Annotated in this window: 17 protein-coding genes; 10 read left to right on the top strand and 7 right to left on the bottom strand. The window is 52.8% G+C overall.

What is annotated here, in order from left to right:
* The first annotated feature begins 5 nt into the window (after positions 1–5).
* The 8 genes from B156_RS0112885 (at position 6) to B156_RS0112925 (ending at position 8,457) form a co-directional block, all read left to right on the top strand.
* The gene (locus B156_RS0112885; protein ID WP_018620140.1) at positions 6–596 is read left to right on the top strand and encodes a methyltransferase family protein; all 591 of its coding nucleotides are present in this window, start codon (positions 6–8) and stop codon (positions 594–596) included.
* Positions 597–758: 162 nt separating this feature from the next.
* The gene (locus tag B156_RS0112890) at positions 759–1,334 is read left to right on the top strand and encodes an RNA polymerase sigma factor (protein WP_018620141.1); all 576 of its coding nucleotides are present in this window, start codon (positions 759–761) and stop codon (positions 1,332–1,334) included.
* Complete coding sequence (locus B156_RS0112895) at positions 1,331–1,663, top strand: hypothetical protein (protein ID WP_018620142.1); 333 nt, start codon at positions 1,331–1,333, stop codon at positions 1,661–1,663. Before B156_RS0112890 ends, B156_RS0112895 begins: the two co-directional genes overlap by 4 nt.
* Positions 1,656–2,192, top strand: a complete 537-nt coding sequence (locus B156_RS0112900) for a periplasmic heavy metal sensor (protein WP_018620143.1) — start codon at positions 1,656–1,658, stop codon at positions 2,190–2,192. Before B156_RS0112895 ends, B156_RS0112900 begins: the two co-directional genes overlap by 8 nt.
* A gap of 275 nt (positions 2,193–2,467) precedes the next feature.
* A complete protein-coding gene (locus B156_RS0112910; RefSeq protein WP_018620145.1) occupies positions 2,468–3,160 on the top strand; it encodes a DUF6515 family protein in 693 nt (230 codons plus the stop codon).
* A 62-nt stretch (positions 3,161–3,222) separates the two neighbouring features.
* Positions 3,223–3,615, top strand: coding sequence for a hypothetical protein (locus B156_RS0112915; RefSeq protein WP_018620146.1), 393 nt, complete (start codon positions 3,223–3,225; stop codon positions 3,613–3,615).
* Between the two features lie 84 nt (positions 3,616–3,699).
* Positions 3,700–6,528: a TonB-dependent receptor gene (locus B156_RS0112920; RefSeq protein WP_018620147.1), complete on the top strand. Its 2,829-nt coding sequence runs from the start codon at positions 3,700–3,702 to the stop codon at positions 6,526–6,528.
* A 99-nt stretch (positions 6,529–6,627) separates the two neighbouring features.
* A complete protein-coding gene (locus B156_RS0112925; protein ID WP_018620148.1) occupies positions 6,628–8,457 on the top strand; it encodes a glycoside hydrolase family 15 protein in 1,830 nt (609 codons plus the stop codon).
* Between the two features lie 287 nt (positions 8,458–8,744).
* Here B156_RS0112925 and B156_RS0112930 read toward each other — a convergent pair whose 3' ends face one another.
* The 6 genes from B156_RS0112930 to B156_RS0112955 form a co-directional block, all read right to left on the bottom strand.
* Positions 8,745–11,120 (bottom strand): TonB-dependent receptor, encoded by a 2,376-nt coding sequence (locus B156_RS0112930; protein ID WP_018620149.1) that lies wholly within the window; start codon positions 11,118–11,120, stop codon positions 8,745–8,747.
* Between the two features lie 73 nt (positions 11,121–11,193).
* A complete protein-coding gene (locus B156_RS0112935) occupies positions 11,194–12,240 on the bottom strand; it encodes a DUF4249 domain-containing protein (RefSeq protein WP_018620150.1) in 1,047 nt (348 codons plus the stop codon).
* 10 nt (positions 12,241–12,250) lie between these two features.
* Positions 12,251–13,600 carry a Kelch repeat-containing protein gene (locus B156_RS0112940; RefSeq protein WP_018620151.1) on the bottom strand — a complete coding sequence of 450 codons (1,350 nt, stop codon included), beginning with the start codon at positions 13,598–13,600 and terminating at the stop codon, positions 12,251–12,253.
* Between the two features lie 267 nt (positions 13,601–13,867).
* The gene (locus B156_RS0112945) at positions 13,868–16,990 is read right to left on the bottom strand and encodes an efflux RND transporter permease subunit (RefSeq protein WP_018620152.1); all 3,123 of its coding nucleotides are present in this window, start codon (positions 16,988–16,990) and stop codon (positions 13,868–13,870) included.
* A 91-nt stretch (positions 16,991–17,081) separates the two neighbouring features.
* Entirely contained in the window at positions 17,082–18,137 is a 1,056-nt protein-coding gene (locus B156_RS0112950; protein ID WP_018620153.1) for an efflux RND transporter periplasmic adaptor subunit, read from the bottom strand.
* 34 nt (positions 18,138–18,171) lie between these two features.
* Complete coding sequence (locus tag B156_RS0112955) at positions 18,172–19,518, bottom strand: TolC family protein (RefSeq protein WP_018620154.1); 1,347 nt, start codon at positions 19,516–19,518, stop codon at positions 18,172–18,174.
* Positions 19,519–20,300: 782 nt separating this feature from the next.
* Here B156_RS0112955 and B156_RS0112960 point away from each other — a divergent pair.
* Both B156_RS0112960 and B156_RS31940 read left to right on the top strand, forming a co-directional pair.
* Positions 20,301–21,263, top strand: a complete 963-nt coding sequence (locus B156_RS0112960) for a hypothetical protein (protein WP_018620155.1) — start codon at positions 20,301–20,303, stop codon at positions 21,261–21,263.
* Positions 21,253–21,678: a hypothetical protein gene (locus B156_RS31940; RefSeq protein WP_018620156.1), complete on the top strand. Its 426-nt coding sequence runs from the start codon at positions 21,253–21,255 to the stop codon at positions 21,676–21,678. Before B156_RS0112960 ends, B156_RS31940 begins: the two co-directional genes overlap by 11 nt.
* On the opposite strand, the gene B156_RS31400 is transcribed toward B156_RS31940, so the two are convergent.
* Positions 21,667–21,819: a hypothetical protein gene (locus B156_RS31400; protein WP_018620157.1), complete on the bottom strand. Its 153-nt coding sequence runs from the start codon at positions 21,817–21,819 to the stop codon at positions 21,667–21,669. The two genes, B156_RS31940 and B156_RS31400, sit on opposite strands and share 12 nt — an antisense overlap.
* Between the last annotated feature and the right edge of the window lie 401 nt (positions 21,820–22,220).

The following is a 22,220-nucleotide window of genomic DNA, read 5'->3' on the forward strand; positions in this document are numbered from 1 at the left end:
AATTTATGACAGCGTATAGCCTGATCGTTTTGACGTGGCTGGTGTTTGGCGGGATACACAGCATTATGGCCACCAGCCGGGTCAAGCAACAATTACAGTCGTCTTCGCTTTTTAGGCAACGCTATTACCGGTTGCTGTACAATGGCCTTTCTTTGCTTACTTTTTTGCCTGTATTGTTCGCCTTGCATATGGCCCCGGCCGAATTCCCTGGTGCCTGGCATGGGTCAGCCTGGGCCGGGAATCTGGTCAGTGGGGTGGGTGTTTTGCTTGGCCTGTTTGCCCTGAAAAGCTATAATCTGGCTGAATTTATCGGCTGGCCTGCCAATCAGGTTACCAAAACGGGCAATCTCCAGCAGCGGGGACTACTCCGCTATGTACGACACCCGTTATATTCGGCTACCATACTGGCTATCAGTGGCCTTTTTATTCAGCACCCCGACTGGAGACACGTACTTTTTGGCCTCTCGGCATTTTTGTATATCCGTATCGGTATTCATTTTGAAGAAAAGAAACTGGTGAGAATGTTTGGTGATGCCTACGTGCAGTACCGAGAGCGGACTCCCATGCTTGTTCCCGCTATTAAGCCAGAACGCTGACAAACACACGGATTTTCGTGGTTACGTATAAGTTTGCCTAACGCCTGCGGAGGATAACTATCCTGGAAATTGCCACAAATCCATCGTTGGGTTAAATTATTTTTTATTCGACCGCAAGTTTTTATTCCTTTTGGGGCCTATTACCTAAAGAATACAACCAGGGTGAACGAAACCATTGATGAAACCACCAGACTCGACCAGCTACGGCAGGGGCACGAACCTACGTTTCGATGGCTCGTGGATACCTACCAAAAGCGGGTGTTTCGAACGGCTCTGGCCATCGTTTCATCACCTCAGGAGGCCGAAGATGTGGCGCAGGAGGTGTTTATCGAGGTGTTCCGAACTGTAAGTAATTTTCGCGGGGAGGCCAGTCTTGCCACCTGGCTCTACCGGCTGACCACGTCGAGGGCGTTGAAAAAAGAACGGGACCGCAAGCGCAAGAAACGGTTTGCTTTCATGACTACCCTCTTTGGCGATGATGGTGAGGCCAGTTACGACCCGCCCGATTTCCAGACGCCCGAAACCACGCTGGAAACGAGCGAGCAGACGCGACAAATCAGTCAGGCGGTGCAGGGGCTGGCCGAATCGCAGCAGGTAGCGTTCACCCTGCATTATCAGGAAGAATTATCGTACCAGGAAATAGCGGCCGTTATGGAAACATCGGTGTCGGCAGTCGAATCGCTGCTGTTCCGGGCCCGGCAAACATTACGTAAAAAATTAACTCCTCTCAGGTCATGAATCAATCAACCAATGAACCCAATGAGCCGGACCGGTGGGAAACCGACTTCCGGCAGTGGGGCAAACGTCCCCAGCCCGAACAGCGCCCGTTTTTTTATACCCGGCTACAGGCCCGGCTGAACCAGTCAGTGGAGTCGGCTACGTGGCTACCCTGGTGGCTGCGTCGACCGGCTTACGCCTATTCGGCCCTGTGTGTGCTGGTACTCCTCAACGTGGGGGTGGCCGCAACGGTAGCCGATACCCCTACTGCCGACAATGAACGGACGACGGTAGCCAGTGTTTTTCAGGACGATTATTCGGTAGATTCTATCCTTACACCTTATGAATGATCCACGACGCACCCGTTTGCTAACGGGCATCATCATCGCGCTGGTAGCCCTGAACATGGGCTTGCTGGGTTGGATTTGGTTGCGGTCCAACCGACCGGCACACCGGCCATCCCGAACCAGCAGCCGCACTTTCCTGGCCGATACCCTTGGCTTCGATACCCGGCAAAAACAGCAACTGGCCGATTTGCAAACGGTGTACTTTAAAGAGGTTCGCCCCCGGCAGCGGCAACTTCGGCAGGAGCGGAAGACCTATTTCCGGCTAACCGATTCGTCCTTTACCGAAGCGCAACGACGCCAGAAGGCTTTGGCGTTTCACCAGCGGTCGGCCGAAGTAGAGCTTATGACGCTGGCTCACTTCGATAAGGTAGCGGCCATTTGCAATCCGAAACAACAGCGACTGCTCAACCAGCTACTGAGCGAGTTGCCGGGCCGGGCCACGGCGGGTGGCACATTCCGGCTACCGGGTCAGGGTGGTCGGGGTAACCGGGCGCGGGGGGAGCGCAGGCAAGCCTTGGATTCGCTTAAATGAACAGCAGTACCAAAATTAAAAAAGGGGAGGGTCATTGTTGGCTCTCCCTTTTTTGTGTCAGCTGGACCCGTTTAACATTTCCCGATTCGACTGAAAATAAATTTTTTTGTCATTTCGATGCAGCAGAAATCGAAAGAAATGCCCTGGTACTCTCTGTAGTGAGGAAACTGAGTCAGGGTATGAATTTTTTTCAAACCGACCGCAAGTTTTTGTCCGGCATGGGCCCTAAGTATGTGAAAAGCCTTTAGAGACTACTACTCAACCAACATACAACCATGAATACAACCGCAAAATACATCGCTCTTACCCTCGCCCTGACGGGTAGTTTTTTGTTGGGTAACGAACCAGCAGCGCAGGCTCAGCATCAAAACCGAGACAATCGTAACACCGCCGTAAGTCGGCGATCCAACCGTCGGGACGTAGTCGTCCGGCAGCCCGTCCGCAAGGAAATAGTCGTTCGTCAGCCCGTGCGTAACACCGTCGTTGTTCGTCAGCCTGCCCGTACTACCGTCGTCACCCGACCCGTAGCCCGGTCCCGTTACAGTGCGTTGCCTGCTTACCGCAGCCGCGTGTCGTTTGTTCCGGCCGGAGCCCGAGCGTATCCGCTGGGGGGCGTGTCGTACCGCTACCACAACGGCCTGTATTACCGGCCCATCGGTTCCTCGTTTGAGATTGTCAGTGCGCCCATCGGTTTCCGGCTGAACGTGTTGCCCACTGGATATTCCCAAATTATGGTGGGGCCTAATCCCTATTATTATTACTACGGGGCGTTTTACCAGCCCTTGCCTTACAACGCCGGTTACCAGGTCATTGCGCCCCCCGTGGGTGCCCGCATTCCGGAGTTGCCTAATGGTTACGACCAGGTGTATATCGACGGAATACCGTACTACGTGTTTGACGGCATCTACTACCGGGCCGTCGTGGATAACCAGGGCTATACCTGGTATGAGGTAGTCGGGAATCGCTAAGCCAATACCCAAGTCAATTGAACAGTAAACAACAAATCGAACCAGTAAACACAAAAACAACCATGAAAAAGACACTCATTGCCCTCGCTGTTGCCTCACTTTTCTACGTTTCCGACGCTATGGCCCAAACCGCCACGACGACGGGTAAACGGGCCAGAATGCAGCAGGATAGCACGCACCGGCGGGGAGACCGGGGTGGCCTGAACTTCCGCGAAATGGAACAGTTGACCGCCAAAGACCTGCCGGCTTCCACCACATCATTCATCAAAAGCAAGTACCCGAATGCCGAGATGAAGCGCATTGCCAAAAGCAAAGACAATCAGTATTTCGTGGTGCTCACCGAAACCGACAAGCCCCGGCACATGCTGATTGCCGATAGCAAAGGCAACATTATCAAAGACCGCGAAATGCCTGCCCGCAAAGGCGGTCGCCACGGCGACAAAAAGCAGAGCTAGAAACAGTACGCAGAGGTTGGCCGGATTAGTAACTCCCGGCCAGCCCCTGCTATCCATCCTTTCACTAAACCACCCCTCAACGTCATGAAAACCCGGAAAATACACCTGTTATACGTGTTTCTGTTGCTGACCGCTACAGTTGGCTACGGTCAGTCGCTGAGCGGCACCGTGGTCGATACCAAAGGAGAAACGCTGATTGGCGTCACGGTCCGGCTCGCGGGCCTGCCCGACAGTAGCAGTCGGCGGGGCGTAGTGACAGACGTTGACGGACGATTTATGTTCGAAAACCTGTCCGTGGGCGTATACCGGCTCCAGGCTTCCTATGTGGGTTTTGCCCCGAAATCACTGACGGTACGGGTCGATACGGGCGAGGTACAGCCACTGCGGATTGTATTGAGCGAATCATCCCGGCAACTCAGCGAAGTAGTGGTGAAGGGGAAGATTGTAAGTGCGGAACAGAAGGGCGATACGCTTCAGTTGAACGCCGATGCCTACAAAGTAAACCGCGACGCTCAGGCCGAAGACCTGCTCAAAAAGATGCCGGGTATCGACATGAGTGGCGGGGATATAAAAGTACAGGGTGAAACCGTCCGTGAAGTGCTGGTCGATGGCAAACCATTCTTTGGTGATGACCCGACTATCGCTCTCAAAAATCTCCCCGCCGAGGTAATCGCCAAAATTGAAATTTTCGACCGGCAGAGCGACCAGTCGCAGTTTACGGGCGTAAATGACGGGAATACCACCAAAACCATCAACATCGTAACCCGACCCGATAAACGGAACGGGCAGTTTGGCCGGGTATATGGCGGAGTGGGCACCAACGGAACGTATGCCGCCGGGGCCAGCGTGAATATCTTCAACGGCGACCAGCGGATTTCCATCATCGGGCAGAGTAACGACATCAACCAGCAGAACTTTTCGAGCCAGGATTTACTCGGGGTGCAGAGCAGCGCGGGTAATGGCGGGGGTGGTCGGGGAGGAGGGGGCCGGCGTGGTGGTGGCCGGAGTGGCTCCGGTGGAGGGGGCGGAGGTGCTACCGATAACTTTCTGATAGGCCAGCAAAACGGTATCAATACAACCAACGCGCTGGGTATCAACTACTCCGACAAGTGGGGTGAAAAACTCACCGTGCGTGGTTCGTACTTCATGAACCAGACCCAAAACCGGAGTGAGCAGTCGTTACTGCGGAATTACTACCAGACGATCAACGATTTGACCCAAACCTACGGCGAACGGTCGACAAGCAAAAACAACAACATCAACCACCGGCTCAATTTCCGGCTCGACTATGCGTTCGATAAAAATAACTCCCTGCTGATTACGCCCCGCCTGAGCTTTCAGACCAATAATTCCAACGCGTTTACCAATAGCAATACGCAGCTTGGTGACGCGCTGCTGAACCAGTCAACCAATACATATGCAGCCCGCAATCAGGGCTACACGTTCAATAATACCCTGTTGTTCCGGCACCGGTTCGAGACGCGGGGGCGCACGATTTCGCTCAATATCGGGACGGCCCTCAATGATAAAACGGGGATGAGTACGTTGTCATCGGTCAATGAATTTTTCCAGGCCGATACTACCCGGCAAGTCATTGACCAGCGCACCAACACGGCATCGAACGGGTATCAGTTTTCGGCGGGCCTGAATTATACCGAACCACTGGGTAAGGGCATCCTGCAGTTGTCGTACAACGCCGGGCTTAACCACAGCAATTCGGACCGGCTCACCTACCGGCTCAACCCGCTGTCTGACCAGTACGACCAACTGGATTCCCTGCTCAGTAACCGTTTCGATAATGATTACCTGACGCAGCGGGCGGGCGTGGGCTATAACCTGTCCAATAAAAAAGTCAGGCTGTCGGCTGCGCTGAATCTGCAACGGGCCGATTTGCAGAGCGACCAGCTTTTTCCCCGCGTCGGGCAGGTAAACCGGGCGTTCACCAATCTGCTGCCAACCGTTTTTGCTGATTACCGGTTTACGGATGATCTGCGGCTGCGGTTCACCTACCGCACCAGTACCGATGCTCCCGGTATTACTCAGTTGCAGAACGTGCTGAACAATACTAACCCGTTGCAGCAAACCATCGGCAACCCCGACCTGAAACAAAGCTACAGCCACGCCGTAACGGCCCGGCTAACCAGAACATCTATTCAGAAGGCAAACAGCCTGGTGGCGTTGCTGAGCCTGAATTACACGCAGGACCCCATTGGCTCGTCGCTGTACATTGCCGAACAGGCGGGCGTTGTGCCGGGCGTTATATCCTCGGCGGGGACACCGATTTACCTGCAACAGGGTACCCAGCTGACCCGCCCTATCAACACCGGCCCATCGCTGAACTCGCGGGCGTTCGTGTCGTTCGGCAGTCCGCTCACGTTCATGAAGAGCAACCTGAACCTGAATACCTCGGTAACGTACAACCAGACGCCCAGCCTCATTAATGGTCTGGTGAACAACTCAAACGCGTACGGGGTGAGTCAGGGCGTGGTGCTGAGTAGTAATATCAGCGAGAAAATCGACTTCACGCTGTCGTATAATTACGGCTATAACAAGGTCATGAATACGCTGCAACCCCAGCTAAATACATCCTATAATACCCAGACGACCGGCGCTAATGTAGTCTGGAATGTCTGGAAAGGACTGGTGGTTCGTTCGGATGTCAATTACCAGCGATACGCAGGTTTGTCGAGCGGGTTCAATCAGCAGTTTACGCTCTGGAATGCCAGCCTGGCCCAGCGATTCCTGAAAAACCAGAATGGTGAACTGAAAGTATCGGTGTTCGATTTGCTGAATCAGAATACCAGCGTGAGCCGGTCGTTTTCGGAAACCTACCTGGAGGATAATCGGTCGCTGGTGCTGAAGCAGTATTTCATGCTCACGTTCACTTACAACCTGCGGCAGTTTAAATCGTAGAGAAGGAGAGTCTGGCACACATTTCTAACAGCCACTGCTTTTTGGGCGTTATCACTACGAGTACCTTCTGATAATTCGTACGTACAACGCTCACCCTCTATGACTTCTACTGATTACCAGGCCATCGGCAATTACGGCCTCATTGGAAACTTACACACCGTTGCGCTGGTATCCATGCAGGGGTCGATTGACTTTATGTGCTTCACCCGCTTCGATTCGCCCACCATCTTTGCCTCCATCCTGGATACGGACAAGGGCGGGTTTTTCGATATAAAACCCCAGTTGGCCGATGTTGATTACAAGCAGATGTACCTGCCCGATACGGCCGTGTTGCTTACCCGTTCGCTGGCCGAGGAGGGTGTGGCTGAAATAACCGACTTCATGCCGGTAAAAACCACGGAACAAAACTGCGCCCTGGTTCGCAGCGTGGTTGTAACCCGGGGAGAAATACCGTTTCGGATGCGTTGCCAGCCCCGGTTCGACTACGCCCGCGCCGAGCACAGCGTGGACGGTACCAAACACGAAGTGACGTTTACGAGTGAGTCTGAGCTCGTCCTGTCGTTTCGGCTCATCAGCGACGTTCCATTGGTTATCGACGGTAAAGACGTGTACGCGGAGTTCACACTGGCCGAGAGAGAAACCGCGCACTTTGTCATCGAATCGGCTAAGGTTGATAAACAGCTGTCGGTGAAAAAAGCCCTGCACCACTACACGGTCGATGATTTTGACAAGACACTCAACTTCTGGAAAAACTGGATTGGCAAGTCGAAATATAACGGGCGGTGGCGCGAAATGGTCAGCCGGTCGGCCATAACGCTCAAGTTGCTGACCTCCTGCGAATTTGGCTCCATGGTAGCTGCGCCCACATTCGGGCTGCCTTCCGTTATTGGCGGAAGCCGGAACTGGGATTATCGCTACACCTGGGTTCGGGACGCGGCCTTCGCCATGTACGCCTTCATCCGACTGGGTTTTATGGAAGAAGCAGCCGCTTTTATGAACTGGATTGGTAAGGAACTGGACACCATCGAACAGCACCAGGGCACCCTGCAACTAATGTATACCATTGAGGGCGGGGAGGAAATGCCGGAGCAGATATTGACCAATCTGGAGGGGTACCGGCAGTCGAGCCCGGTGCGTATTGGCAACGCGGCTTACGACCAGTTTCAACTGGACATCTTCGGCGAGTTGATGGATTCCATTTACCTCTACGATAAATTCCACGGGGCTATTACCTGGTCGTTCTGGCAGCACGTGGAGCGGCAGATTGAGTTTGTCTGCAACAACTGGCAACGACCCGACCACGGTATCTGGGAAGTACGGGGGGGGCAGGCCGAGTTTCTGCAATCGCGGCTGATGTGCTGGGTAGCCCTGGACCGGGCCATCAAGGTAGTGGAACACCGGTCATTTCCATCGCCCCTGGAGCGGTGGCGGTCGGTGCGGGACCAGATTTACCGAACTATTTATGACGAATTCTGGAGTGAGGAAAAGCAGGCTTTTGTTCAGTACAGAGGGTCTGATGTGCTGGATGCTTCGGCCCTGCTGATGCCACTGGTTCGGTTTATTCACCCCAAAGAACCGCGCTGGCTCAGCACGCTGGAAGCCATTGAGCGCGAGCTCGTCTCCGATTCGCTGGTGTACCGCTACCGGCTCGACTCCGGTGCCAGCGATGGGCTGGATGGAGAAGAAGGCACATTTTCCATGTGCAGTTTCTGGTACATCGAGTGCCTGTCGCGGTCGGGGCAGGTAGAGAAAGCCCGGTTGTTGTTCGACAAGATGCTGGGCTACGCTAACCATCTGGGGCTATTTGCTGAGCAGTTGGGCCGCCGGGGGCAGCAGCTGGGGAATTTTCCGCAGGCGTTCACCCATTTGGGCCTGATTAGTGCCGCCTATGACCTGAACCGACGACTGGACAGCTTCCCGGAGTTCTGACGGCATGCCACCCCGGGGCGTTGACAACTTACTCCGCACTGACTGCCGGAGAAAAGCAGTTCTGTTCATCCATCAGGCAATACGCAAAAATACCTGTAAGAAGCCACGCCGGTTCCATCCGGGCGTGGCTTCTTCGTGCCGTACCGGGTTTGGATATTGGGTACGTTTCTGATTTTTGCACGACACAGAAGTAAGTACCAGTTAATGAAGGGATGCCGTTGAGATTCGCATCAACGACAATGGCTGGTAACCTGTACGCTGAAGTAAGGCCTTGGGGAACAGGGATATCAAAACACAAAATTCCAGCTTATTGACGGAATAATCGTGCCGAAAACGGCTAGCTGGTAGCTTTTCGTCGTGGTGTTGACGCGCTGAAAATAAATGGAATACGGGTTTTTTTGGGCGTACACATTGTACAACGATACCGACCAGTTGCTGTAATGCTGCTGCTCCGCTGACCGCCGGCCGTCTTTGGTGAACGATACGTCTAACCGGTGGTAATCGGGAATGCGGTCGGTGTTACGCTGGGAGTAGTCGAGGACTTTGACCCCGTTGAGCCGGTAGGTGCCATCCGGGTAAGTTGTCGGGCGACCGCTGGTGTACACGAAATTGGTGCCGAAGGTCCAGCCACGGCTCCATTTCCATTGGGTAGCAATAGTCAGGTTATGAGGCCGGTCGAACGTGGAGGGGTACCAGTTGCCGCCGTTGATTTGGACGCTGGGGTACGGACTGGGTACCCGCGCCAGGGTGCGGGAATAGGTGTAGGCGACAAGGCCCGTGAGCAGGCCCCTCGTTTTCTGGGCGCTCACTTCCACGCCGTAAGCCCGACCTTGCGCCCCCAACAGGTCGGCATCCAGGATTGGGTTGAGCAGCAGCGTTGCGCCATTGCGGTATTCCACTAAATTCTCCAGCGTTTTATGGTACATCTCCACCGAGGCCTCGTACTGGTTGTCGTTGAAATTCTGGAAATAACCCACCGCAAACTGGTCGGCGATTTGGGGGGGGACTAAGGCATCGCTGAGTTTCCAGAAATCGACCGGCGAAATGGCCGTTGTGTTCGAAATCAGATGGATATACTGGCGGGTGCGGTTATAGCTCACTTTCAGCGAACTGTTGGGCGTAATACTGGCCCGGATGGTAAGGCGCGGTTCCCAGCCGCCATACTGCGCCAGCGGTTGCCCGTTGCCATAGCGAAGCGTATCGGTAATGCTCTCGCGGGTGCGGGGCTGCTCCTCCGCAAACTGGTAAGCTACCCCCGGTCCCACGTTGGTAAACTGCGCGTAGCGAATCCCTACCTGTACTGACAATACCCGAACCGGAGTCCACTCTTCCGACACGTAACCCGCCCACTCCCGGCCCTGTTCGGTGGGCAGCGTCAGGGTATTGATGTTAGAATTGTCGCCGGTGGGGGCAATGGCTCCGGGAAGCAACCCATAGCCCGTTAGTGAACCGCCAAACTCCAGCCGGTGCCTGGCGGAGGGCAAATAGAGCCAGTCCATGCGGGTATCGCGCTGCCGGATGGTGGAGCGGTAGCGGTAGGTGTTAGCGGTGGTAAGTCCATCCAGAAAAAACCGGTAGTCGCTTTGGGTTGCCGTGAGGTCGAATGACAGACGCGGGTTTAACCGCTGACTCAGCCGGGCCGTCAGCAGCGTAGACTGTGTGGTATAGAGCGTGTCCTGCGGAAACCTGAACGTATCGAACGAACGATAGACGGTTGCCGATAGCTGGCTGTTGGCATTGAACCGGTAGGTCAATCGCCCGTTGAGGTCGTAGAAAAAGGCGCGGTTTTTGTTAGTGGGAGCCGGAAACAGGCTGAGAACAAAAGAGGGGTAGGCAAGACGGCCACCGGCCAGAAAGGTAAGCTTTTTATTTTTTGTCACCGGTCCCTGCGCCAGTAACCGACTGGTGAGCAGGCCAACACCTCCGCTGATGTGCAGCCGGTCGGTTTCGCCGGGTTTTGTATTCATGAGCAGCAGCGATGACAGCCGCCCGCCATAAGCCGCCGGAATGCCCCCTTTGTAGAGGGTCACGTCCTGAATGGCATCGGCATTGAGGTTGCTTAGCAGCCCCAGCAGGTGGCTGGTGCTGAACAGCGGTGCCCCGTCTAACAGTACCAGATTCTGGTCCGTACGGCCCCCGCGCACATTGAACCCCCCCGCCCCTTCACCTACCGTACTCACGCCGGGTTGCAGGGTCAGCGCCTTCAGAATATCGACCTCGCCAAACACGACGGGAATATTCCGCAGGTTTTTCATATCCAGCCGCACCACGCTCATCTGCGTAGCCGACACGTTGGCATCGGGCGGGCGGCCCGTTACGTTCACCTCGTCCAGCTGCCGGGTATCGGGATTCAGGGCCACATCCAGCAAGATATCCGCCCGGCTTATTTCCAGAAACCGGCTCCGGGTGTAATAGCCCACCGCCGAGAAGATCAGGGTGTACGGCCCCGGCAGCACCCGCGTATCGAACGTGCCCAGGCTGTCGGTGGTCAGGCCCACGCCCTGCCTGCGGTCATAAATGGAGACGTTGGCCAGCGGTTTGTTGGTTACGCCATCCACTACGCGCCCATGCATCCGAACCTGGACCTGCGCCCGAGCCGTGAGAGAAAGCAGGCAAAGGGTCAGGAACAGGCCGATTTTCAGGGGTTGTAACAGGTGGTACATGTGATCTTTTGCTTACGTTAATTTGGCCAGACGAAGCCTTTTTCAATCGAACATTACCCGTGCCCACACGCAGCTACCACCCCACCGGCGGGCCTAGCTGAAACTGCGAAAAATTGCTCTGGCAGTTGCCGGGTGGAATAAAGGCCTTGTTGAGCCGGTTCAGAAACTTGTTGTAGTTGATGGTATCCCCCGGTATAATGAGCCGCTGCCGACTGACTGCCGAAGCGCCGAAATAGCCCAGCGCCAGCACCGTAGAGTCGCCCTGCTGATGTATGTTGCCTTCAATGCTCGCCGGTTGCGGGTCGAACAAAGAACCCGTGCGAATGCGCTGCTCCTCAAAATGCGTCCAGTACTGAAACGCCGACCGGGTGAGCGAATACTGTCGTACTTCCACGTACTGTTTGCCAATGGCATAAACCGGGGAGTTGAACACCGACCGGCCACTGATACGGTTACCGTTGATGAGCGCGTCGGACAGCACATTGGTCAACTGACTGTAATACGGTACCCAGCAGGAGCAGGTACTGCACGGCGACCCGAACGGAGTGATGGGTGGATGCTGCGGGTCGAAACTTGCCCAGCGGGGCACGTAACTGTACGTTGACCAGCGGTAGTAGTCGCCGGGCGTGGCAGGGTCTTTCGTATCAATCAGGATGTTGTACGAATCGGGCTGGCCAAGACTACCCATGCCCTGCCGGAACGTAGCATCGATCTTGTCCATGGGAGCAACGGGGGCCAGTAACTCCGGGGTTGATACATAGACCGTACCATCAGGCAAAAGCACCTTCAGCGTATAGTGGCGGCCGGGTTTCCCCCGAAAAGCCGGATCACGCACCCAGTAGTACGATGGTTGCAGCGGGTCCTGTTCCAGCGTTACGGCTTGGTCGGTGTTGTCGGTAATGGTAACAACGGCCCCGTTGATAATTAACTCCTCGGGAAAGGCACTCCCCGACGCGTAGGTCCCCGACAGCGTGAGTTTGACCGGGTAGGGCGGGGCTTCGTCCGTAATCAGGCCCTCTACCACCAAACGCGGCTGCACCTGCCGAATGGGCAACCGCACCTCCTCCACGCAGGCCGTTAGCAATAATAGTAGCAAAATCAGTGACAATCGTCTGTTCATGGTCGTTCCACTACGGCTTGAATTCCCAAAAATCCGTACACCCCACCAGCCGGTACCCCGCCGAGCCAACAACCGTCTGACTTTCGTAGCCCCACCCGATATAGGCCCGGTTGAGACCGCTCCAAACGATTGGATACCGGTTGCCCTGTCCGGGGTAATCAGTCAGGTACTGCCATGTATCGGTAGCCGGGTCATACTGGTAGATGTCGCGCAGGCCCTGTTGACTAGTGGCCGTTCCCAGCCCGAAATACCCTTTATTTTTCACGGAAAACCCCACCCCCCGCGACCGTTGCGGGCCGGGAAAATCGGCCCTGCGACTCCAGATATCCCGCTGGGAATCGTACGCGAACAGGCGCGGCTGACGACCCGGCACCTGATTGACGACATAGCCAGTTTCGCCGATGCTGAAGGTGGCCAGTATGCCTGGTTTTTCGGGCAGGGGGGCGCGGCTTTCCTGCTCAAACTGCGCGTAGATACCCCGCATGGCGGGAGAGCCGTTGTTAGTCAGGAAAAAGGCCCATTCGGTGGTGGTGAAGTACGCTGTCTCGCCATCCTCGCCCTCGTAGAACGGAAAGACATAACTGCCCGCACCCGGCAAAAGGGCAAACATATCGCGCAGGTAAACGTACTTACCGGGGAACAGCTCGTCGGTTTGGTAGCCTAAGCCGTAAAAATTATGACGGTCTTTGCCGTTGTAGTAAACAACATAATCAATCAGCCCCCGGCGCACACTTACGATGGGTGGGTTGCCCGGATACCAGCCGTTTCGTTCATACACGTAATCAAACGTCTGCCATTTTTCAGCATCGGCGTAGCGGGTTACCCGAACAACGTTGCTCGACCGTTGCGCGTCGTAGTCAAGTGAGACGATGGCCCCCGTAAATTCGCCACTATCGAACGGTAAATCAGCCAGCTTTTTCCAGGGGTTGTAGGCCGTGTGGGTGTACGTACGCTCTACCGTCAGCGTATCCTTGTCGTTGTAGCGAAAGCCCAGCCGCATTCGGTAGGTTTGCCCGACGCTCAGGCCGCTCAGCGTAAGGGAATTCAAACTGTACAGGTTGAGCGATTCGGCTTTGCCAGACACGAGCGGCAGGAAGGTTCCCCCTCCCGAAACCGGCAGTACGGTTAGCTTCCAATCCGAATTGCCAACGGCTGAGGTCAGTTTAACGACTATCCCGGCCGTTGACGCGCCTATAGGCTGTACCGAGACTAAAGCCGCCTGCGAGGGAATTGTGGTTTTGGTGTTGATAATGATGGCCGGTTCGGGAGCGTTGGCGCGGCACCCGAGGAGCCATACCACTATGACCGGAGTGAGTAGCCAGTTGAGGTTGAAAATGCTGTGAAAAACACTATTTTTCATAATCGTTATGCAATTTAGCCCGCTATGGTAGAACTGATTCCACCATAGCGGGTTAAATTTTCAATCCGGGTCTTCTCAAACACTCGTTTACACCTAGCGGTCTAGCCTGCCTTTACCTGGTGAATACCCAGGCTACCCATCTTCGTCGAACAGGCGTTGGCTATTACAGGGTTCCAGATGGTCCATGAGCATATAGGCCGGGTGGATAAACCGAATTTGAGAACACCGGTTACATCAGCCGGGCCGGAGGCTTTTCATTACTCGTTTTTACGCCATCTCAACGTCCAGTTCCTTCTGGGGAGCAGTTTTCTTACCTGAAAAACGCTCCTTCAACCGGTCTACGACCAGGTACATGGAAGGCACCAGCAACAGGGTCAGCAACAGCGACGACAGCAGGCCGCCAATGATTACCCAGGCCATGCCGTTCTTGACTTCGGCACTGGACCCGGAAGCCAGTGCAATCGGCAGCATACCGAATACCATCGCCAGCGTCGTCATCAGAATAGGGCGCAGTCGTTCTTTACCCGCTTCAATGAGCGCGTCGACCACATTATGCCCCTGCTCTTTGAGGTGATTAGTAAAATCGACCAGCAGAATGGCGTTTTTAGCCACCAGGCCCAGCAGCATAATCAACCCCACGATGGAGAAAATATTCAGCGTTTCCATCGTCAGGGCGAGGGCCAGCAGGGCACCAATCAGAGCCACCGGAATTGAGAACAGCACCACGAAAGGATAGATAATGCTTTCATACAACCCCACCATTACGAAATAAACGAGCAGGATGGCAATAGCCAGCGCCAGACCCAGGCTGCCAAACGCGTCGGCCTGCTGCTGCATCTGTCCGCCGTAGTAAATCGAGACACCTTCGGGTAGGGTCAGCTTGCTCACCTTCGCCTGAATATCGGCGCCGACCGTACCCACCGGCCGACCGAATACCTGTGAGTTGATAGTAATGGACGACAGCCGGTCGATGCGTTCCAGTACACTCTCGCCAATTTGCTCCCGCACGTCGGCAAACTGCGACAGCTCAATCGTGTTGCCGTCTTTGTTCACAAAACTCAGGTGACGAACGTTCGATGGCTGGCTGCGGTCGTACTGGTCCAGTTGTACCAGAATATCGTATTCGTTGCCCGAATGCTTATATTTCGACTGGGTGTTGCCCCGAAAGGCGTTTTGCAGGGCTTGCCCAACTTCTGTGGCACTGATGCCCAACTGGGTCATTTTTTCGCGGTCGAGTTTGACGGTTACTTCGGGCTTTGGGTCTTTCACCGAAAATTTCACGTCCTGCGTACCCGATACCGAGGCCGTAATCTGTTTCACCTGTTCGGCGACTTTACGGATGGTGGGCAGGTCGGTGCCTTTAACCGAAATGGCAATGGGGGATGAACTGTTACCGCTGATGCTGGACGGGCTCACGGTTACTTTCGTACCCGGAATCTGGCTGATTTCCCGCTTGAGCAACTTACCCATGTCATCGGTGGAGAGGGCGCGCTCCTTTTTGTCCACCAGTTTTACGTTCAGGGTAGCCAGATTACTGCTGGATGCCGTAGATAACCCACTGCTGCCGCCCGTTCCAACGCTGGTAAATACGTTGGTAACTTCGGGATGCTTCATAATAATCTGTTCGGCCCGCTGCGAGATGGCGTTGGTCTGATAAATGGAGGCCGTGGGAGCCAGTTCGAGGCTAACACTCATTTCGCCCTGGTCGCTGGATGGGATGAAAGCTGCCCCGATAAAGCCCGCCGGAATCAGGTAGATGGAGCCAATCAGCAGGCCCAGCACGGTCAGGAAAATGTACCGCTTGTGGCCCAGGCTCCAGGTCAGCAGTTGCCCATAGCCGGCCGTTACTTGCTCGATCAGGTGCTCGAAACCCAGGTTTAGTTTGCCCCACAGCGTGCCGGGATTCAGCACCTGCATCTTGCCGAAACGCGATACGAGCAGGGGTGTCAGGGTGAACGATACCAGCAGACTCATCAACGTTGAGAAGACAACGACCAGCGAGAACTCACGCAGAATGTTGCCAATCAGACCACCACTGAAGGCTAACGGCACGAATACCACAACGTCTACCAGGGTAATGGCGAGGGCAGTGAAACCGATTTCGTTCCGGCCATCCAGGGCGGCTGTGCGCTTGTTCTTGCCCATTTCCAGGTGTCGGTTGATGTTTTCCAGCACCACAATCGAGTCATCGACCAGAATACCCACTACCAGCGACAGGGCCATGAGGGTCATCAGGTTGAGCGAGAAGCCCATGATGTACATCAGCGCAAACGTCGGAATCATGGACGATGGCAGCGCAACCAGCACGAACAGCGACGAGCGGAAACTGTGCAGAAACAACAGCATCACCACCGATACAATGAGGATGGCAAGCCCTAAATCGTCCACAACGGCATCGGCAGAGGCCAGCGTGTAAATCGACTGGTCGGAGGCAATATTGAATTTTACGTCCTGACTGGCGTACTGTTTTTCGATACCCGCAATCCGGGCTTTCACCAGCTGACTGACCGACACGGCGTTGGCGTCGGACTGCTTCTGAATCTGAATACCAATGGAGGGCTGCGCGTTGATATGGTTGATGGCCGTTGGCTTGGCACTGGCATCTACCACATCGGCTACGTCTTTTAGTAATACCTGACCACCGCTGGCCCGGCGGGTTACGATTAGCTCGCGCAGCCGGTTGATAGTTTCCAGCGAGGCATCAAACCGAATGGAATACTGCGCGTCGCGGGTTTCAAGCTGACCGGCGGGATAACTGGCGTTGGCCGCGTTGATGGCCTGCGCCACCTGACCAATGGACAGCCCGTAGGCTTTCAGTTTCTCCTGACTAACGTTGACCTGAATTTCGCGTTCATTGCCGCCAATGATGTTGACCTGCCCTACGCCCGGCACGTTGGAAAGCTGGGGTTTCAGGTTCTTGTCGATGAGGTCATACAAGGCCGTGGGCGGCATCTTGGCCGTAACGCCCATTTGCAGAATCGGTGCCTGGTCGGTCGAGAATTTATTGATGATTGGGCGGTCGGCCCCGTCGGGCAGCAGGTTACTGATTTGTTCTACCCGGCGCTGGGCATCCTGCTGGGCCTCGGTGGTGTTGATACCGCTTTTCAGCTGGATAACGATATTAGACGCACCTTCCTGCGAGGTGGAGGTCATCCGGTCAAGCCCTTCCAGTGCCGACAGGGCATCTTCAATCCGTTTGGTCACGTTGGTTTCAACCTCATCGGCCGAGGCTCCCCGGTACACGGTTGTCACGCCGATAACGTTAGCCTCAAATTTGGGCAGCAGGTTGTATGAAAGCTGGGTATACGTCAGCCCCCCGAACAGCATCAGAACGACAAAGATGGTCGTGACCAGCAGCGGCCGTTTTATGGCAATTTCTGTGATAGACATAGTTTTAATGAGCGAAAGAGTGAATGAGCAAAAGAGTGGCTGGCGCGAGTGGATAGTCACTCTTTCGCTCATGCACTCTATCACTCTTTAGTTAATTAGTTACCTGTACGGTTTTGCCATCGGTCAGGTTAAGCTGGCCCGTGGTGACGACTTTATCGCCTGCCGACAAGCCGCTGCGTACCTCGATCTGGTCGCCAAATTCGCGGCCTAGCTCAATTTTACGCTGCTTCGCTACGTTGCCTTCCAGCACATATACATACGGATTCTGAACGCTTTCGACCAGAGCCGAGCGGGGAATCTGGAGGGCTTTCTGGTTCGACTTACGGGTGAAATCGACGCTGACGAACGTTCCGGCTTTCAGCACGCCCGCCTGGTCGATGGTGATTTCGACGGGGTAGCTGTGCTCGGCGCTGCCCTGGGGAGAGATATAGGAGATGTGCCCCCGGAAGGTTTTGCCGGGAAAAATCTCGGTCGATACGTGAACGGACTGCCCTTTGCTGAGTTTATACACATCGCTTTCGTTGACGGGTACTTCCACTTTCAGGCGCGATACGTCCAGCACCGTGCCGAGTACCGTACCGGGGCTGATGTACTCACCCGGTTCGATGTCGCGCTTCACAATCTGTCCGCTGATGGGCGCTTTCACGTTGGCATCCGCAATCTGCTTTTTGATTTGCTCGGCCTGATTTAAGGCGTTTTCGTAATTGTATTTTGTTTCGTTGACCTGCAACTCGGTAGTGGCGTTACCGGCCAGCAGCGTGTTGTACCGGGTCACGTCCTTTTTGAGCTTGTCGATGTTGAGCTGCGTAGCCTGTAGCGAAATCTGCTTCAGCTCATTGTCCAGACTTACCAGCGTAGCACCACTTTTAACGAACGAACCCAAGTTGAAATTAACCTGCATCACTTTTCCGGCGGTGGTAGCGGTGATATTAGCTTCGCGGAAGGGAATCAGGTTGCCCGTTTTAACGAGCTGCTGGTCCACAATGCCCTCGGCAACGGTGGCGACCGTTACGGGAATGGCGGTATTTACCGTGGCAACGGGCGCGTTTTGCGCGTCTATCGTTGCTTTATTGGCAGCCAGTCGGAAACCGATTAGACTAAGCGAACCGATTAGAATGGCAACGATGAATAGGGTTGACTTTTTCATTGATGTATGATTGACTTCGAGGTTGTCGATTAATTTATAATCCCGTGTAAAAATCCAGTAATGTACCCTGCGCCTGCTGCCGGTCGAGTTGCGCGGTGTAGAAACTGATGAGTGAATTGACGTAGTTGAACTGGGCCTGCCGGTACGAGTTATCGGCGTTGAGCAGGTCGGTCAGGGTTTTTACGCCCTGCTTGTATTGCAGCGTCGTGATATCGTACACGTTTTGGGCAAGCTCCACCGTGCGCCGGTCATTCTGGGAGTTTATCTGTGCCCGCTGTACCTGCGACACGGCATTGCTGAACTGGAGCCGGTACGATGCGGTATTCAGTTTTTGCTGCTCCTCTTGCGTAAGCACCGTTAGTCGTTGCTGCTGCACCTGCGCATCGCGCTGGAACCCGTCGAAGAGGGGAATATTGACCCGCAGCCCGATGGCGCCAAACCCTTTGAAGTTGTTGAACGCATCTCCCAGTGTGCGGGCATTGGTCAGGGCACCGTAGCTGGCGGTAAAGCTAAGCGTGGGTAAATAACCGGCCCGGATGCGCTGGAGCTGGATTTTCTGGAGGTCGAGGTTTGCGGTCGCCTGCTGGAAACTCACCAGGCTTTTAGCTTCAAAGGGTGTCGCGTCGATAACGGGCAACTGGTCGCTGACGACCGAATCGGCCAGGGTTAGTTCGGCATCCTGCGACATCCCCATCTGGTACTTAAGCCGGTTTAGGGCAATATTGAGGTCGTTTTCGGCCAGTGACAACTGCGACCGGGTGTTGTTGTACGTTACCTCCGTATTGGTATAGTCGATGGGCTGAATGACACCGTTGTCGCGCTGTAGTTTGAGCACGTCCAGTACCTGCTGGGTGCGCTTCATGTTGTCCTTCAGCAGGCTGATCTGCTGCTGGGCCACGTACACCTGATAGTAGTTGCTGGCAATGTTATAAACGATATCCTCGCGGGTCTGGCGGGTATTGAGTTCGGCCAGTTGCTGATTTGGTTTGTTGGCTTTGATACCCAGCAGCAGCGACTGGTCGAAGATGGTTTGTGACGCCTGCGCTACCGCGTTGTTCTGAAACTTCGAGCCGATGACCAGTACCTGCGGTTCGGGCCCGAATATGCCGGCCGGAATGACCGACTGCTGGAGCTTGATGTTGTTGGTGAAGGTACCCGATGCCGATGCCTGCGGCAGGTATTTGCTCAAAGCCTCGCGACCCTGCTGGTTGGCCGTTTCTACCTTGTACTGAGCAATGCGGACGGTGCCGAAGTTCTTGAGCCCGTATTCGATACACTCCTTTAATGACTTGCCAGCCGTATCCTGCGCCCGACTGCCCAGCGGGAGCAGCAGGGTGACCAGGGCCAGTAAAAAGGTGGAGAATAATTTGTTCGTCTTCATTTTGGTTGCATTTGACTGCCGCAAAGATGGGGCAAGGGGCAACCGTACGGAAAAGAAAGGCGATGAGTGCAAACATCAACCGGATGAGCGTTGACTTTTGCGGGACGAATGAAAGTCGGTTTTTCTGGCCGAAAAATAGCCTCAGCCTCAATGGCGGTTGCCGGAATAGCTCTGTAGAGCGCCCGTTCCGCTACATTCTATCGATTGGGGTTTCCTGCTCACTCGTGCGACTAACCACCGATAACTGAAGTAAAACGCTCGTCAACTTACCATTAAATCACTTCGTTAGCTCACTATTGCTTAATTCGGGTGAAAAATATTCATTTGTTGAATAGCAGGATCTGATCCCGATTTGTTTTGCGCGGTTTTTAGAAATCATAAAGGTGTGATTGTTAATGATTTGTATGTAAATAATTCCGCAAAATCGCGTACAATATTTTATTGGGGGGCTCTCGTTTATACTTTTGCTACGCGCACCCGCACGGGCGACCCTGCAACAAATATTGTACGTCTGATTAGTCTATTTGCCGCCCTGTTGTCAGCAGCCATCCGTAAGTTTGCCGCTTTGTTAGCTTTCTCAGAACGCACCAGCGGGGCTATGTTGACGTGTCAGGATTGGCGCTGGCGAGTAGAAAGGTGAGAGTATGCGGGGTTGGGTGACAACGAGAGCTATTTCGTATATAAAATCAAGTATCTATCTTGTATAAATTACTTTATTTATATGTCTTTAATCGGACTCAGGCCGCCCTAATATCCCACTCTTGTAAGTTACAATCAATAACATGAACACCGGAGAAGAAAAAAAATCAATTAAAATACCAGTTTATGTTTCTGAATCAATACCAAAGCCAGCTGGTTTATTTGGGGCAATTACGCAGCGTGAAATGATAAGTAATATTAAGAGAAATGTAGATAATTTCAATAGAGAGGAAATTGCATTAAGAGCAAAAAAAAGAAATAAAACTTATGAAAAAGGTATTGAAAGTATTTTTTACGAAGATGTTTATATAAATGCCGAGCCAATCCTACTACTAAAAATTTCAGCATTTAACACGAATTATAGTGATGGGTACTTTAAAAAGGAAAGTAAGATAGAGTTCACAAAAGAGTCAAAGGTTGGTAGCGATAATAATTTTATACTTATATATCCACTTATTGAAGGCAATGATTATAATTCATTTAAATACCAATGGGTAATTTTAATTTACGAAGATCCAAATAAGGATAGTGCCGACCTGATAAGTACTGCTAAGTTAGCTTTAAGTAAAGTGCTTAAAATAAAGATAAGAAATGTAAAGTTAAAGTCTGCCCTTGAATCCATCAAGAGGGAAGAAGTTATACCAGACGTTATTGTAAGATTGACTTCCACCGATTATGACTATGAAGCGGATAAGCCACTGTTCAGGACCTATTTAGTAGGTGGTCAAACAAAGATAATTACTGAACAACATTATAAAGACTTGCCTGCTGAAAATGCTATAAGCCTTATCAATGCGTCAGTACTTACAAATGTAGTATTCAGGGCTGTCAAGCGTTTCATTAAAGGAAAAAAAGAAATAAAATTCACTCAATTTTCAAATGAAGAAACAGGCGATTCAATAAAGCAGCTTGTTGAAGAGATATATAATTCAGAAGTGCAAATTACTGATGAAGAGTTGGTAAATGAAATTTATAATCATAACTTTATAATAAGTAAAATGAAGCCAATACTATTTGAATATCTAAGTCAAATCAATGGAAAATAAAGTAATTTCAGATGTCTTATCTGATGTAGTTAATTTTCATCTGACTATGTTCGGAATAGCAATGTCGATTTTCACTGTTTTATATGCTTTTATACTAAGTAGAAAAGATAGTTTAAGGGAAATTAGTGATATAATAAAAAGCGATAAAGTATCACCAACTTTGATGCGTAGGTCATCTCTTTTTGTTGTACAAACAAGAAAATGGAATCAATTAAATAATCATTTGAGAAACATAGTTGTATCCTCTTTTTTTTTGTATTGTACAGGTATGATTTTGAAATACCAAAAGTTGACGGAGTGTGTTAAGTACATCGCTTTTTCGGTTTTCGGATTAACTGGAATTTTGTTATTCTATATAGTTATTATGTTAATTCTTGTCTTTAACAATTATAGAAAGAGTGTTTTAGTAGCTTAATTTAACTTTTCCAATCCCCACACGCTCAAGCACTTGATTATAAAAAGCTATATTCAATCCCCATAATTCGAGGGGCTGTGGCGTGTACAGGTTCAGAGATTCCAGTTCGGCAATAGCGGCTTGTATCAGATTGGCATCCATAAAGAGTTCAGTTAGCGAAAAAGTCTTACAGGCCATTAGGTAAGGGGTTCAGAGTATAAGTCTATGTGCCACTTGGGGTCTTGGTAAGTATGCCACGTTGGTACCCAACAAAGCGAGGACGAAAAGGGCGAAAGCTACGAATGTTCAAGGCAATTACTTGCGGCCCATCGTCCGTCGATGGCGTTGGATATAAGTCTTATAGATTAGCTTTCATTACGCGTTCGGTCGACAGGTTGCAGGCCGCAGAGGTCAGATTTAGAGCGTGTTGGGGAATTAGGTGCTTGATTCTGAGGGTATTCTCTGTAGCATTAGCTGAATGTTAGCCAAATAAAGCCAGTTTATTGATGAACTCAGCGTGTGTTCGTAGTCTTTTACTAGCCGACGGAAGAAGTTTGTCCAAG

The organism is Spirosoma luteum DSM 19990 (assembly GCF_000374065.1).
Taxonomy (GTDB): Bacteria; Bacteroidota; Bacteroidia; order Cytophagales; family Spirosomataceae; genus Spirosoma; species Spirosoma luteum.